Consider the following 13854-nt stretch of genomic DNA (forward strand, 5'->3'; position numbering starts at 1 on the left):
ACAGCGTACGGGTGTCGAAATTGACGCGATGGCCCAGCGCAACGCCGGTGCCGATGCCGCTGCTGCTTTGCAGCGTGACGAAGTGGCCGCCAGCCTACTTGACCTGTCGAGCATGGCTGACGAGGCCCAAGCCGAAAGCCACGCCATGCAGGCGGCATTGCAGCAGGTTGTGGATATTCGTCAGGCGACCGACGAAAACAGCCGATCTTCGACGCAGCTGGCAAGCCTGATCGAGAACCTTGCCGGCCAGGTCGACACGGGCTCCCAGGTGATCGAGCGCCTGGCCAAGCAGAGCGAACAGATCGAGGTGGTGCTGACCGTCATTCATGGCATTGCCGAGCAGACCAATTTGCTGGCCCTCAACGCGGCAATCGAAGCCGCGCGCGCTGGTGAGACTGGCCGTGGGTTTGCGGTAGTAGCCGACGAGGTGCGCGCACTGGCGAGCAAGACGCAGAGCTCGACGGGCGATATCCAGGCGCATATCGCCGCCTTGCAGAAAGGCGCGAAAGAGGCGGTGGCGACCATCGGGCAAGCCGGGCTGAAAGCGAGCGAAGGGCTGTTGGTGTTGCGTGACAACGAGCGGCGTCAGCAGTCGGTGCAGGCTGCCGTGGAGCAAGTGCACGCCGCCATTGGCCTTGCCACCCGCGCCGCAGAACAACAGGCGCACGGCGCCCAGGCGGTGCGCGGACGTGTCGAGAACATCCATGCCCAGGCCGAGCGTTCGGCAGAGGTGGTCATGCAGACCACGGCCAGCAGCAAGGTGCTGGATGACCTGGCGGCGCAGTTGCGGGCGAGCCTTGGCCAGTTCCGCGCTTAATTGCAGTTACTGCACAGCGCACGAGCCCTGGATCCCCGTGTTAGCGGACTTGCCCGCTAACACGGGCGAAGCCCTGCTATCCAGCGAGAGCTGCTAGTTTCTGGGTGACACTGATAAAGAGGCACGTTGCTGGTCCTGAAGGTTCATGAACGGGCCTTGCACGAGGGGTTAGACTACTACTGAGCAACGCCGAATCTAGCACTTTAAAAAATTTCCCAATTGAGTCGACATCATTTCCAAACTGTAGGAAACGTCGCAAATATGCCTTTTTAAAGACTCTGATGTTGCGTGGGCAGTCAGGTGGAGCTAGTGTCGATTGAATCCGAAGCCGGGAGCTGTCATCCGCAACTCGCTTCGTAAACCACATTAGTATGATGATGATCATGGACCATCGTCGTATGGGCCCAATATTTACCAAGGAGAGGTAAAGATGGCTTTCGATGCCTATATTCAAATCGCAGGGATCACTGGCGAAGCGCTCGATGAGCAGTACGCCAACTGGATCGAAATCATCGGCTACAAGTTCGGGCCAACCAGAGCACCTCTGCCACCGCTAGCTCCGCGGGTGGTGCATCATCAGGTCGCACAACCCTTACCAACTTCTCCTTCACCAAGTACCTTGACAGTGCCAGCTGCAAGCTGCTGGAGGCGAGCTGTGCCGGGCAGCACCTGAAGGAAGTGAAGCTTGTGCTGTGCCGTGCGAGTGGTGACAAGCTTAAGTACTACGAAGTCGTTCTGGAAGAAGTGATCATCGCCGACTACGCCCAGAGCGCCAGCGCTGGTGTGCCGGTGGAAGTGATACAGCTGGACTATGGGCGTATCAGAACCACCTACACGCGTCAGAAACGTCATGACGGCAGTGCCGGCGGCAACGTCACGGGCGGATGGGACCGTATCAACAATAAAAAGTACGCGTGAGGTGCGAGCATGTCCGAAGCGCGCAGCTACATCAATACACAAGCGCAGTCCTATGAGTCGCTAAAGAGCGACACACCTATGAACGCAAACCAGCGCGCCAAATTTGATGTGTTGAATGCCCATATCGCCAACACCGTTGTTTTTCCTGGCGAACTGATCATCGTTGGTGATCCGAGCACACCATCCTGTACTGCCTATGAGGCATTTCTCATGGATAAGGCGCTACGCATACACCTCGATATCGAATTAAATGGTGGTGGAGTTGATGGGTTTCTTCTGGAGAATTTTGAGCTGCTGCAGAACTTTCTGGCCCATGCCTCTATCGGCGCTGGCACATCTTCTGACGCTTGGAGCAAGCACCTTGAAGCAATCAAGAAAACGTTACAGGAAATTGAGCTGCTACACCAACACTACCTGCATCGAGGCACCTTGGCGGCGCGTGATGAGTTTTACGCGAAGCGCACTTCTTTATTTTTGAGGTTGGAGGGTCAGCTAGACAGTATGGCTGCATATGGGGCGGGCTTACGCAGTCAGGGTAAAATAAAGCATGCGCTGGATATATCTACAAAAAGATATCTTAATAGTGGTGAGATCAAAGGCTATGCAGAAAAGATATCAGGTGTGGCAAGGGCGGCTAATTGGATAAAGAAAGGTACGTATTTGGGAGTGGCGCTTGATGTGGCGTCAACGGAATTGTCCATTCGTAATGCTTGTTTGCTTGGGCGGGAGGATGAGTGTAGAAAGGCTCAGTATGTCGAGAGGAGTTCGCTAGTTTCGAGTTTGGGGTTAGGAGGAATAGTTGGATACGTTGGGGGCGTAATAGGGCCAATAGCATGTGTTGCGATGGGTATCCCCTCTGGTGGAACGGCAACTGTTGCATGCGTAGTATTTGGGGGCGCGGCCGGAGGGATTGCCGGCGGTGAGTTTGGCGAGCTTTTGGGAGAAAGGGTTGGAGAGATTTTTTATGAGGCAGCGAAATGATTAACATGCACCTGGTAGCACTTAGTGTGCTTGTAATCATCTCGCCTTTTCTTATGTTGGGTGTTTGGGTATTTGTTGCGTATAGATATCTGGATCGTATTGAATCAATTTTGTCAAAAAGCCGAATGGTGGCTGTAAATAGAGAAATCTATACCCATGCTGGCTTGCTCGGAAGGGTCATGCGTCTAGGTTCCATTTCTGCAATGCTATCTATGAAGCATTTTAGTGTCAGAAAAGGGTTGTTAGATGACGATGATGTTAATAAGACTCCCGCCGATCTGCAGAGGCTGCTGGTGCGTTTATGGGCTGCACAAATTTTTTTGATCGCACTGATTGTGTTGTTTTTTGTTTGGATAGAATACGGGGGTTGAGGCCGTGTGTTGTTCAGAGATTCAGAATGCTCCCCGCCTAGAGCCATTTTCAAGCCTTATTTTTTCTTCGGTCGTTGTTGTGTCTGCGGTAAGGTGTTGGATGCCGTAACACGATAGTCAGTGCTCGGTCACTTAGATTCGTTTCTGATTTTTATCAATGTCCAGTAGAAGTGGGCAATTTACATCAGAAGTACTGAGAGTATTTTCAAGTTTTGCAGGAACCTGCCCCGTACCTGATAGTAGCCCGGGGCTGATCTCAAGCCTTATTCAAATACATCCGCGTAGTCAGCAAATACACGGGCAACCCCGACACCACAATCAACAACGCCGCATAAGGCGCAGCCGCCGCGAACTCGACGTTGGCCGTATGGGCCCAAACTTCGGTGGCCAGGGTGGTCATGCCAGTCGGGCTGAGCAGCAGAGTGGCAGTGAGCTCCTTCATGGCATCAAGAAACACCAAAGCAAAGGCCGCCGCCATCGCCGGGAAGATGATCGGCAGGGTCACCCGGCAGAATGCTGCGAAGCTACTGGCCCCAAGGGTGCGGGCAGCCTCTTCGAGGGTCGGCGAAGCTTTGTTCAGCGCGGTACGCACGGGGGCCTGGGCCAGCGGTAGGAACAGCAGTGCATAGGCCAGTAGAAGCAGTGCGGTGGTCTGGTACAGCGCTGGCACGTAGTGCAACGAGAACACCACCAGCGCTAGGGCGATCACCAAGCCGGGCAGGGCGTGCAGCAGGTACGGCAGGCGTTCTGCCCACATGGCCAGGCGGCCTTTGTAGCGCACCACCAGGAAGCTGACCGGCAACGCCAACAGCACACAGACGCCCGCCCCCCCCAGTGAAACCGACAACGAGGTCAGCAGAGCCTTGCTGATCGCGGCCACCGGGAAGGCTGCCGAAGAGCCCACGCTCAGCCAGTAACCCAGCATCGCCAGCGGAATCCCGCTGCCGAGAATGGCCAGGCCCAGGCAGAACAGTTGCCCCAAAGGCATCCAGCCGCGCAGGCGCACAGGTTGCCCGCGGCGTGCTACGCCCTGGCCAATACGCACATGGCGAGCCTTGCCGCGCACTCGCAGTTCAAGCCACAGCATCAGCAAGCACAGTGCAAGCAGTACTGCTGAGAGCATGGCCGCATTGGCGTTGCTGAATTCCAGCTCGAACTGTTGGTAGATCGCCGTGGTGAAAGTCTGCAGCCCGAGGATCGACAAGGCACCGAACTCGACCAGCATGTGCAATGCGATCAGCAGCGCGCCGCCAAGTATCGACGGCCACAACAGTGGCAGAGTGATTTTGCGGAACACGCCCCAGCGGCTGTAGCCCAGTGTGCGTGCAGACTCTTCCAGCGAAGTGTCGAGATTGCGCAGGGTAGCGGCCACCGGCAGGAATACCAGTGGGTATTTGGACAGCGCCATGACCATGATCGCCCCGCCCAGCCCTTCGAAGTCCGAGCTCAGCGACACCCAGGTGAAGCTGCTGATGAACGACGGCACTGCGAACGGCAGGCACAGCACCACGCCCCATAGCCGGCGGCCGGGCAGGTTGCTGCGCTCCAGTAGCCAGGCCAGAGCCAGGCCTACGACCATGCACGCCAGCGTCACCCCAGCCATGAGCAGCAGGGTATTGCGCATCAGGCCCCAGACGAAGGGACGCCAGAGTAGGTGCAGTGCTTCCCGCCACCCAGCTTCCCAGGCCTTCATGGCGACGTACAGCAACGGCAGCAGGCTCATCGCCACCAGGAACAGCACAGGCAGCACCACCCAGGTCGATGGGCGCTTGCGGCGCGGTACGAAGCGTACCGGCACCGGCTGGGACAGGGCGGCAGTCATCAGAGCAGGCCGACCTCGCGTTCAAGCTCGATCGCTTCCTCGGCATTGCCCAGATCGGCAGGCGAGATTTTCGGTGGGCGCAGGTCTTCGAACGGTTTCAGTCCGCGATCGGAAACCATGCCCTTGTGCAGCGGGTACTCGGCGGTGGTCTGGGTGATCACGCGCTGGCCTTCTTCGCTGGCCATCCAGTTGAGCAGCGCCTGTGCCTCTTTCGGGTGTTTGCTGGCCTTGACCACGGCGGCGCCGGAGATGGTGACCAGGTTGCCGGCATCGCCATCGGCCAGGTAGTAGAGCTTGCTGTCCAGCTTGCCGCGCTCGCGCTCAAGTGCATACCAGTAGTAGTTGTTCACCAGGACCGCAGCGACTTCACCCTTTTCGACGGCCTTCATGGCGACCATGTTGTTGGTGTACGTCTTGCCGAAGGCCTTGAGTCCAGTCAGCCATTCTTCGGTGGCCTCACGCCCGTGCATCTTCAAGATGGCCACGGCCTGCTCCTGGAAAGCGCCGCTGGTCGGCACATAGCCTACGCGACCTTCCCACTCCGGGCTGGCGAAGTCCATGACCGTTGTCGGCAGGTCTTTTTCGTCCACCTTTTTCGGATTGAAGACCACGATACGGGTACGCGCCGTGATACCCATCCAAGTGCCGTTGGCGCCTACATATTCCTTGGGCACCATGTTGGCTGTGGCGTCATCGATCTTAGCCAGCAGGCCCAGTTCGCCCAGGTTGTTCAATGGTGGGGATTCTTCGGTGTAGATCAGGTCGGCTGGCGAGCGGTCGCCTTCTTCGATGACCTGGCTAGCCAGCTGGTTGCTGCTGCCCTTGCGGATATTGATGTGGATGCCGGTCTTGGCCTCATAGGCCTTGGCGATGGCTTCGCCGATTTCCTTGTGCTGGCCGTTGTACAGGGTCAGGGTGACCGGCTCATCTGCCATGGCGGCCGGGGCGCCGATCACCAGGCTCAGAATTGCGGCTGCCAGGGTGCGCATCAGCGGTTGCGGGCGGATCGTCATGCGGGTACTTCCTCGCTTACGGCTACATATTCGGAAACAATGGTAAACGAAATCGTTTCTCATGTGGCCGGCTGACGAGAAATTCATGGGCAGACCGATGGGCAATGCCGCCGCTGCCAGGGGAGGGGATAAGAAATGCAGGCAAGAAAAAACCCACTAGCAAGCTAGTGGGTTTTTGTATGGTGCCCAGGAGAAGACTCGAACTTCCACGACCGTTAAGTCACTGATACCTGAAACCAGCGCGTCTACCAATTCCGCCACCTGGGCAAAGCTTTACATCATCTGCTGAATGCGACTATCGTTCGCTTCACACAGTAGTAACAGATCCTTGGTCATCTGTTACTTGAAATACTTGGTGCCCAGGAGAAGACTCGAACTTCCACGGCCGTTAAGCCACTGATACCTGAAACCAGCGCGTCTACCAATTCCGCCACCTGGGCACACATTTCGAGATTACCTGATGCTTTACAGCGCCGCTCATCTCTACTACAACTTCGGGGTTGTCCGTCGTTGTGGTGCGCACTATACGGACGGCCTCGGGGGCTGTAAACCCCCCAAGCAAAAAAAATTTCAAAAAATTCAACTTGTTGATTCCGAAGGCCATTTGCCCCTCTTTATATGCAGCAGCGGGGGCTGTCCAAGGCTGACATTTCCGGTTTCAATACGCACATGCCAGAATTCCTATCTATATATACCAAGGTGAACCCCTTCTGATGGCCGATTGGCAATCCCTCGATCCCGAGGCCGCTCGCGAAGCGGAAAAATACGACAACCCTATCCCCAGCCGTGAGCTGATCCTGCAGCGCCTTGCCGACCGTGGCGAACCGGCCGCGCGTGAGGAGCTGGCGGCAGAATTCGGTCTTCATGAGGAAGACCAGATCGAAGCGCTACGCCGCCGACTGCGCGCCATGGAGCGCGACGGCCAGCTTATCTATACCCGGCGCGGCACTTATGCCCCGGTGGACAAGCTCGACCTTATCTGCGGCCGCGTCTCCGGCCACCGTGACGGTTTTGGTTTCCTGATCCCTGATGACGGCAGTGAAGACCTGTTCCTGAGCCCTGCGCAGATGCGCCTGGTGTTCGACGGCGACCGCGCCCTGGCCCGTGTTTCTGGCGTCGACCGCCGTGGCCGTCGCGAAGGCGTGCTGGTCGAAGTCGTCTCCCGTGGGCATGAAAGCGTAGTCGGCCGCTACTTCGAAGAAGGCGGCATCGGCTATGTCACTCCGGACAACCCGAAGATCCAGCAGGAAGTGCTGGTAACCGCCGGGCGCAACGGGGGGGCCAAGATTGGCCAGTTCGTCGAGATCAAGATCACCCACTGGCCTACGCCGCGCTTCCAACCCCAGGGTGATGTGGTCGAGGTGATCGGCAACTACATGGCCCCGGGCATGGAAATCGACGTTGCCCTGCGCAGCTACGATATCCCCCATGTCTGGCCAGACGATGTGGTCAAGGAAGCGCGCAAGTTCCGCTCCGAAGTCCAGGAGAAGGACAAAGAGAAGCGTATCGACCTGCGCCATCTGCCATTCGTCACCATCGACGGCGAGGACGCGCGCGACTTCGATGACGCCGTGTACTGCGAACCCTTGGGCAAGCTGCGCATGTTCTCCGGTGGCTGGCGCCTCTACGTGGCAATCGCCGACGTGTCCAGCTACGTGCGCCTGGGTTCTGCCCTGGATAACGAAGCCCAGCAACGCGGCAACTCGGTCTATTTCCCCGAGCGTGTGGTGCCGATGCTGCCTGAGGAGCTTTCCAACGGTCTTTGCTCGCTGAACCCGCACGTCGATCGCTTGGCCATGATCTGCGAAATGACCATGAATAAAGCCGGCCAGATGGTCGACTATCAGTTCTACGAAGGCGTCATCCACTCCCATGCCCGGCTGACCTACAACAAGGTCAGCAGCATGCTTGAGCATGCCCGTACCCGCGAGGGCAAGGCGCTGCGTGAAGAGTACAAAGCGGTTCTGCCGGACCTCAAGAACCTGTACAACCTGTACAAGGTGCTGGTAGATGCTCGTCATGCCCGTGGTGCCATCGACTTCGAAACCCAGGAAACCCGGATCATCTTCGGGGAAGATCGTAAGATCGCGGAAATCCGCCCGACGGTGCGCAACGATGCGCACAAACTGATCGAAGAGTGCATGCTTGCGGCGAACGTTGCCACTGCAGCGTTCCTGCAAAAGCACGAAGTCCCGGCTCTTTATCGGGTGCATGACGGCCCGCCACCGGAACGTTTGGAAAAACTGCGCGCGTTCCTCGGCGAACTTGGGCTGACCCTGCACAAGGGCAAGGACCCATCGCCGAAGGACTATCAAGCACTGCTGGCGAGCATTGCAGGGCGCCCGGACTTCCATCTGATCCAGACCGTGATGTTGCGTTCGTTGAGCCAGGCGGTGTACAGCACCGACAACAACGGCCACTTCGGCTTGAACTACGAGGCGTACACGCACTTCACCTCGCCGATCCGCCGTTACCCGGACTTGCTCGTGCACCGTGCAATCCGAAGCGTCATCCGCTCCAAGGTCGACACCCCGCACGTCAAGCGTGCCGGTGCCATGAGCATCCCCAAGGCGCGTATCTACCCGTACGATGTGAATGCTCTGGACCAGCTTGGCGAGCAGTGCTCGATGACCGAGCGCCGCGCTGATGAAGCTACCCGCGATGTGGTCAACTGGCTCAAGTGCGAGTTCATGAAAGACCGCGTGGGCGAGACCTTCCCAGGTGTGATCACAGCGGTCACCGGCTTTGGTCTGTTCGTCGAACTGACTGACATTTATGTCGAAGGCCTGGTGCATGTCAGTGCGCTGCCCGGTGACTATTACCACTTCGATCCGGTACACCACCGCCTGTCCGGCGAGCGTACGGGTCGCAGTTTCCGTTTGGGCGACACCATCGAGGTCAAGGTCATGCGCGTTGACCTCGACGAGCGCAAGATCGACTTCGAAGTCTCTGAGCAGCAGCTCAGTGCGCCTGTCGGCCGTAAAGGCCGTGGTAGCGCTACGCCGCAGAGTGAAGCGGGCGAAGCCGCGCCTCAAGCGCCAGTCGGAGCCAGGGCCACTCCCAAGCCGCGCAGCCGCAAAAGCGAAGCGGCCGAAGCGTACTTCCCCAAAGACGCCGTGCAGCGTAATGCTGAAGTGCGCAAGAGCCGCGAGATGAAAAAGGCACTGATGAGCGAGGCGCGCAGTGGTGGCCACGCCAGCAGCAAGTCTGACAAGGGTGCCAAAACGTCCGGCAAGCCGACCAAGCACCGTAAAGGCCCGTCGAAGTCCGGCGCGCCACGCAAGAGCAAGAACAAGTCATGAGTCAGCTGGAAAAAATCTACGGCGTACACGCCGTGCAGGCATTGCTGCAGCATCATCCCAAGCGGGTCAAGCAGATCTGGCTGTCTGAGGGGCGCAGCGAGCCGCGCATGCAGGCGCTGTTGGCACTGGCCGCAGAAAACCGGGTGCCGGTCGGCCAAGCCGAGCGCCGTGAGATGGATGCCTGGGTCGAGGGTGTGCACCAAGGCGTCGTTGCCGAGGTCAGCCCGAGCCAGGTGTGGGGCGAATTGATGCTCGAGGAGTTGCTTGAGCGTACTGAAACGCCGCCGCTGATTTTGGTGCTCGATGGCGTGACCGACCCGCACAACCTTGGCGCCTGCCTGCGCACCGCCGACGCTGCCGGTGCAACGGCAGTGATTGTGCCCAAGGACAAGTCGGCCACCCTGACACCGGTGGTGCGCAAGGTCGCTTGCGGTGCAGCCGAGGTGATCCCGCTGGTAGCGGTGACCAACCTGGCGCGCACACTGGAGAAGCTGCAGCAGCGTGGCCTTTGGGTGGTCGGGACTGCCGGCGAGGCCGAGCAGGAGATTTATCAGCAGGACCTTACCGGCCCGCTGGTGATGATCATGGGTGCAGAAGGCAAGGGCATGCGCCGGTTGACCCGGGAGCATTGCGATTTCCTCGTGAAACTGCCCATGAGTGGTAGCGTCAGCAGTTTGAACGTGTCGGTGGCCACAGGCGTCTGCCTGTTCGAAGCCGTGCGCCAGCGTCAGGCCAAGCGCTGATATCCAGCCTGCTTCTGCCCTTGCGGGTCAATCCGCTCCGATCACTATCGCGTAGGCTCATGCCTTGCGCGGTTGTGGTAGGAGCGGGTTCACCCGCGAACGGGCCATCAGCCTGTGAATATGTATCAGGCTGTTCAAATAATCACCAATCACCTTGCTTGTGCGCCAAGCCTTCTCTACAATTGCGCCCCTTGCCGAGCTGGCAGGCGCCCATGTGCCTTCCCTCCGTGCAAGACATACAGTGTCATTCACTCCTTGTCTGACCAGATTCGCTGGCAGACTACTAACCCGTAAGGAGCATTCATGCGTCATTACGAAATCATCTTCCTGGTTCACCCGGACCAGAGCGAGCAAGTCGGCGGCATGGTTGAGCGTTACACCAAGCTGATCGAAGAAGATGGCGGCAAAATCCACCGCCTGGAAGACTGGGGCCGTCGTCAACTGGCCTACGCAATCAACAATGTTCACAAGGCTCACTACGTGATGCTGAACGTTGAGTGCACCGGCAAGGCCCTGGCCGAGCTGGAAGACAACTTCCGCTACAACGATGCCGTTATCCGTAACCTCGTCATCCGTCGCGACGAAGCCGTAACCGGCCAATCCGAGATGCTGAAGGCTGAAGAAAACCGCAGCGAGCGCCGTGAGCGTCGTGAGCGTCCTGAGCATGCTGAATCCGCCGATGGCGACGACAGCAATGACAGCGACTCCAGCGATAACGCTGACGAGTAATCCACGGACCTTTAGAGGAGCCTATTAAATGGCACGTTTCTTCCGTCGTCGTAAATTCTGCCGCTTCACTGCTGAAGACGTGAAAGAGATCGACTTCAAAGATCTCAACACCCTGAAAGCTTACGTATCCGAAACCGGCAAGATCGTTCCAAGCCGTATCACCGGTACCAAAGCTCGTTATCAGCGTCAGCTGGCTACCGCTATCAAGCGCGCCCGCTTCCTGGCCCTGCTGCCCTACACCGACAGCCACGGCCGCTGAGACCGGGTCGTCGACAAGCAGTAAGGGATTAGCATGCGAGCGTTAGCAAGTTTCATCATGCGCGGTCGTGTGCAGGCCACCCTGGTGGTGGTCATCAGCGCGGTACTGCCGCTGCTGTTCTGGTTGAGTGCCGCTGCCGGCAGCCTTGTGCTGCTGCGGCGTGGGTTCAAGGATGCTTCAACGGTCGTCGCTGGCGGCCTGCTGGCCGGGCTGGCCGTGTGGGTCATGGGCGATCCGATCACCTTTTTGGTGATCACCGGTGCCCTGGGCCTGGCCGCGCTGCTGCGCGCCGAGCATCCCTGGAGCCGTGTGCTGCTTGCCAGTGCCGTGTTCGCCGTGGTTTTCAGCCTCGTGCTCGACATGGCGCTGGCGCAAACCTTCGATGTGCTGGCCAAGGCATTTGCCGAAGCCATGCCGAAAATCGAAGGGCAGCCGGTGCTCTCCGGTGAGCTGATCCGCCCTGTGCTGGTCGCCTCTACAGCAGTGACGGTGCAATTGTTCAGCGTGTTGGCCCTGGTGCTGGCGCGTTATTGGCAGGCAGCGTTGTACAACCCTGGAGGCTTCGGCCGCGAGTTTCGCGCGTTGAGGTTGCCAAAGCAGACCATGGCGGTATTGGTGGCAGTGATGGTGGTGGCTCCGTTCATCGGGTCGCAATTCATCATCCTGGCATCGGCATCCAGCCTGGTTCTGGTGCTGGCCGGCATCGCTTTGATGCATGGGCTGGTGGCACAGGGGCGACTGGCCGGTTTCTGGCTGGTGGGCATGTACGTGACGTTGCCGCTGATCATGCAGCTGATCTACCCGTTGCTGATGGTCCTGGCCATTGTCGACAGCCTGATTGATTTTCGCGGTCGCAAGTCCCCTCCGGGGAAAGACTCCGCGAACGGTGAAGGTTAAAAGTTAAGAGGTTTTACCAAATGGAACTGATCCTGCTGGAAAAAGTCGCTAACCTGGGCAACCTGGGCGACAAAGTAAAAGTTAAGGCTGGTTACGGCCGTAACTTCCTGCTGCCATTCGGCAAGGCCACCGTTGCCAACGCCGCCAACCTGGCTGCGTTCGAAGAGCGTCGCGCCGAGCTGGAAAAAGCAGCTGCTGACCGTAAATCTTCGGCTGAAAGCCGTGCTGCCCAACTGGCCGAGCTGGAAGTGACCATCACTGCCACCGCTGGCGACGAAGGCAAGCTGTTCGGTTCGATCGGCACCCACGACATCGCTGACGCCCTGACCGCCTCCGGCGTTGAAGTGGCCAAAGCTGAAGTTCGTCTGCCGAACGGCACCATCCGTCAAGTTGGCGAATACGACGTAGCCGTGCACCTGCACAGCGACGTTGAAGCCACCGTACGTGTGGTCGTCGTAGCTGCCTAAGCTGCGCTGACCGGTGGTCCCTGACGGGATAGCCGGTTAACATCGGGCACGGTCCTGTTCATTCAGGCCGTGCCCTTTGTCTTTTTCATCCTCCAGAATTCTTTCGTGGCCATGAACGAGATCACCAACTCCGAACAGCTCGACCTGCAAACCGCAGCCCTGAAGGTGCCGCCGCATTCCATCGAGGCCGAACAGGCCGTGCTCGGTGGCCTGATGCTGGACAACAACGCCTGGGAGCGGGTGCTGGACCAAGTGTCGGATGGCGACTTCTACCGGCATGACCACCGCTTGATCTTCCGTGCCGTGCATAAACTGGCCGACGCCAACCAACCGTTCGACGTCGTCACCCTGCACGAGCAACTGGACAAGGAAGGCCTTTCGTCCCAGGTCGGTGGCCTTGCGTACTTGGCAGAACTCGCTAAGAACACGCCCTCGGTAGCCAACATCAAGGCCTACGCCGCGATCATTCGCGAGCGTGCGACGCTGCGCCAACTGATCAGCATCAGTACCGATATCGCCGACAACGCCTTCAACCCGCAGGGGCGCAACGCCGAAGAAATCCTCGACGATGCTGAACGGCAGATCTTCCAGATCGCCGAGGCGCGGCCGAAGACCGGCGGCCCGGTGGGGGTCAACGAACTGTTGACCATGGCCATCGACCGTATCGACACGCTGTTCAACTCCGACAGCGACATCACCGGCGTGTCCACCGGCTTCACCGATCTGGATGAAAAGACCAGCGGACTGCAGGCAGCCGACCTGATCATTGTCGCGGGCCGCCCATCGATGGGTAAGACCACCTTTGCCATGAACCTGGTGGAGAACGCCGTTCTGCGCACCGACAAAGCGGTGCTGGTGTTCTCCCTAGAGATGCCAGGCGAATCGCTGATCATGCGTATGCTTTCGTCCCTCGGCCGCATCGACCAGACCAAGGTGCGTTCCGGTCAGCTGGACGACGACGACTGGCCGCGCTTGACCTCGGCCGTCAACCTGCTCAACGACCGCAAGCTGTTCATCGACGATACTGCGGGCATCAGCCCGTCCGAGATGCGCGCGCGCACCCGGCGCCTGGCCCGAGAGCATGGCGAGATCGCCATGATCATGGTCGACTACCTGCAGCTGATGCAAATCCCAGGGTCGGCCGGTGACAACCGGACCAACGAAATTTCCGAAATTTCCCGCTCCCTGAAAGCCTTGGCCAAGGAATTCAACTGCCCGGTGATTGCGCTGTCGCAGCTCAACCGCTCCCTGGAACAGCGGCCGAACAAGCGCCCGGTGAACTCCGACTTGCGTGAGTCCGGTGCGATCGAGCAGGACGCCGACGTGATCATGTTCGTCTACCGCGACGAGGTGTACCACCCCGAAACCGAACACAAGGGCGTGGCGGAAATCATCATCGGCAAGCAGCGTAACGGCCCCATCGGCTTCGTGCGCCTGGCGTTCATCGGCAAGTACACCCGCTTCGAGAACCTCGCGCCGGGCATGTACAACTTCGACGACGACGAATAAGCCGCTGGGCTGAACCCATGAATCCG

At 58.8% G+C, this 13854-nt stretch carries 12 protein-coding genes, 2 tRNA genes and 1 pseudogene; 11 read left to right on the top strand and 4 right to left on the bottom strand.

Annotation, left to right across the window (positions count from 1 at the left end; all coding sequences use genetic code 11):
• Positions 1 to 112 precede the first annotated feature (112 nt).
• The 4 genes and pseudogenes from ACK59H_RS00825 to ACK59H_RS00840 all read left to right on the top strand — a co-directional run bounded on the left by ACK59H_RS00825 (position 113) and on the right by ACK59H_RS00840 (position 3087).
• Positions 113 to 817 (top strand): methyl-accepting chemotaxis protein, encoded by a 705-nt coding sequence (locus ACK59H_RS00825; RefSeq protein ID WP_409264178.1) that lies wholly within the window; start codon positions 113 to 115, stop codon positions 815 to 817.
• A 430-nt stretch (positions 818 to 1247) separates the two neighbouring features.
• A pseudogene (locus ACK59H_RS00830) lies at positions 1248 to 1735 on the top strand (Hcp family type VI secretion system effector).
• 9 nt (positions 1736 to 1744) lie between these two features.
• Positions 1745 to 2716, top strand: a complete 972-nt coding sequence (locus tag ACK59H_RS00835) for a hypothetical protein (RefSeq protein ID WP_060477949.1) — start codon at positions 1745 to 1747, stop codon at positions 2714 to 2716.
• Positions 2713 to 3087, top strand: coding sequence for a hypothetical protein (locus tag ACK59H_RS00840; RefSeq protein ID WP_060477948.1), 375 nt, complete (start codon positions 2713 to 2715; stop codon positions 3085 to 3087). Before ACK59H_RS00835 ends, ACK59H_RS00840 begins: the two co-directional genes overlap by 4 nt.
• Positions 3088 to 3343: 256 nt before the next feature.
• Here ACK59H_RS00840 and ACK59H_RS00845 read toward each other — a convergent pair whose 3' ends face one another.
• From ACK59H_RS00845 to ACK59H_RS00860, 4 genes are all read right to left on the bottom strand, one after another.
• Positions 3344 to 4909: an iron ABC transporter permease gene (locus tag ACK59H_RS00845; protein WP_060477947.1), complete on the bottom strand. Its 1566-nt coding sequence runs from the start codon at positions 4907 to 4909 to the stop codon at positions 3344 to 3346.
• Positions 4909 to 5922 carry an extracellular solute-binding protein gene (locus tag ACK59H_RS00850; RefSeq protein ID WP_060477946.1) on the bottom strand — a complete coding sequence of 338 codons (1014 nt, stop codon included), beginning with the start codon at positions 5920 to 5922 and terminating at the stop codon, positions 4909 to 4911. Before ACK59H_RS00850 ends, ACK59H_RS00845 begins: the two co-directional genes overlap by 1 nt.
• A 180-nt stretch (positions 5923 to 6102) precedes the next feature.
• Positions 6103 to 6189: transfer RNA gene (locus ACK59H_RS00855), tRNA-Leu, on the bottom strand.
• A gap of 86 nt (positions 6190 to 6275) precedes the next feature.
• Positions 6276 to 6362 (bottom strand) — tRNA-Leu (locus tag ACK59H_RS00860).
• A 273-nt stretch (positions 6363 to 6635) separates the two neighbouring features.
• On the opposite strand from ACK59H_RS00860, the gene rnr reads away from it, so the two are divergent.
• The 7 genes from rnr to dnaB all read left to right on the top strand — a co-directional run bounded on the left by rnr (position 6636) and on the right by dnaB (position 13828).
• Positions 6636 to 9224, top strand: coding sequence for a ribonuclease R (gene rnr / locus ACK59H_RS00865; protein WP_060477945.1), 2589 nt, complete (start codon positions 6636 to 6638; stop codon positions 9222 to 9224).
• Positions 9221 to 9967 (top strand): 23S rRNA (guanosine(2251)-2'-O)-methyltransferase RlmB, encoded by a 747-nt coding sequence (gene rlmB / locus ACK59H_RS00870; protein WP_060477944.1) that lies wholly within the window; start codon positions 9221 to 9223, stop codon positions 9965 to 9967. Before rnr ends, rlmB begins: the two co-directional genes overlap by 4 nt.
• Positions 9968 to 10270: 303 nt before the next feature.
• Positions 10271 to 10696, top strand: a complete 426-nt coding sequence (gene rpsF / locus ACK59H_RS00875) for a 30S ribosomal protein S6 (protein ID WP_013974420.1) — start codon at positions 10271 to 10273, stop codon at positions 10694 to 10696.
• Positions 10697 to 10724: 28 nt separating this feature from the next.
• A complete protein-coding gene (gene rpsR / locus ACK59H_RS00880) occupies positions 10725 to 10955 on the top strand; it encodes a 30S ribosomal protein S18 (RefSeq protein ID WP_003249563.1) in 231 nt (76 codons plus the stop codon).
• A gap of 33 nt (positions 10956 to 10988) precedes the next feature.
• A complete protein-coding gene (locus ACK59H_RS00885; RefSeq protein ID WP_060477943.1) occupies positions 10989 to 11852 on the top strand; it encodes a hypothetical protein in 864 nt (287 codons plus the stop codon).
• Between the two features lie 20 nt (positions 11853 to 11872).
• Positions 11873 to 12319 (top strand): 50S ribosomal protein L9, encoded by a 447-nt coding sequence (gene rplI / locus ACK59H_RS00890; RefSeq protein ID WP_012316464.1) that lies wholly within the window; start codon positions 11873 to 11875, stop codon positions 12317 to 12319.
• A gap of 111 nt (positions 12320 to 12430) precedes the next feature.
• Positions 12431 to 13828 (top strand): replicative DNA helicase, encoded by a 1398-nt coding sequence (gene dnaB / locus ACK59H_RS00895; protein ID WP_060477967.1) that lies wholly within the window; start codon positions 12431 to 12433, stop codon positions 13826 to 13828.
• Positions 13829 to 13854: the final 26 nt, after the last annotated feature.

Origin of the sequence: Pseudomonas sp. KCJK9000 (genome assembly GCF_046230725.1) — a bacterium.
GTDB classification, from domain to species: domain Bacteria; phylum Pseudomonadota; class Gammaproteobacteria; order Pseudomonadales; family Pseudomonadaceae; genus Aquipseudomonas; species Aquipseudomonas promysalinigenes.

What these genes read in the sequence shown, in the direction of transcription:
- ACK59H_RS00825 (WP_409264178.1), top strand. Translation starts at nt 113, where the DNA reads ATGGCTGACGAGGCCCAAGCCGAAAGCCACGCCATGCAGGCGGCATTG.
- ACK59H_RS00835 (WP_060477949.1), top strand. Translation starts at nt 1,745, where the DNA reads ATGTCCGAAGCGCGCAGCTACATCAATACACAAGCGCAGTCCTATGAG.
- ACK59H_RS00840 (WP_060477948.1), top strand. Translation starts at nt 2,713, where the DNA reads ATGATTAACATGCACCTGGTAGCACTTAGTGTGCTTGTAATCATCTCG.
- ACK59H_RS00845 (WP_060477947.1), bottom strand. Translation starts at nt 4,909, where the DNA reads ATGACTGCCGCCCTGTCCCAGCCGGTGCCGGTACGCTTCGTACCGCGC.
- ACK59H_RS00850 (WP_060477946.1), bottom strand. Translation starts at nt 5,922, where the DNA reads ATGACGATCCGCCCGCAACCGCTGATGCGCACCCTGGCAGCCGCAATT.
- rnr (WP_060477945.1), top strand. Translation starts at nt 6,636, where the DNA reads ATGGCCGATTGGCAATCCCTCGATCCCGAGGCCGCTCGCGAAGCGGAA.
- rlmB (WP_060477944.1), top strand. Translation starts at nt 9,221, where the DNA reads ATGAGTCAGCTGGAAAAAATCTACGGCGTACACGCCGTGCAGGCATTG.
- rpsF (WP_013974420.1), top strand. Translation starts at nt 10,271, where the DNA reads ATGCGTCATTACGAAATCATCTTCCTGGTTCACCCGGACCAGAGCGAG.
- rpsR (WP_003249563.1), top strand. Translation starts at nt 10,725, where the DNA reads ATGGCACGTTTCTTCCGTCGTCGTAAATTCTGCCGCTTCACTGCTGAA.
- ACK59H_RS00885 (WP_060477943.1), top strand. Translation starts at nt 10,989, where the DNA reads ATGCGAGCGTTAGCAAGTTTCATCATGCGCGGTCGTGTGCAGGCCACC.
- rplI (WP_012316464.1), top strand. Translation starts at nt 11,873, where the DNA reads ATGGAACTGATCCTGCTGGAAAAAGTCGCTAACCTGGGCAACCTGGGC.
- dnaB (WP_060477967.1), top strand. Translation starts at nt 12,431, where the DNA reads ATGAACGAGATCACCAACTCCGAACAGCTCGACCTGCAAACCGCAGCC.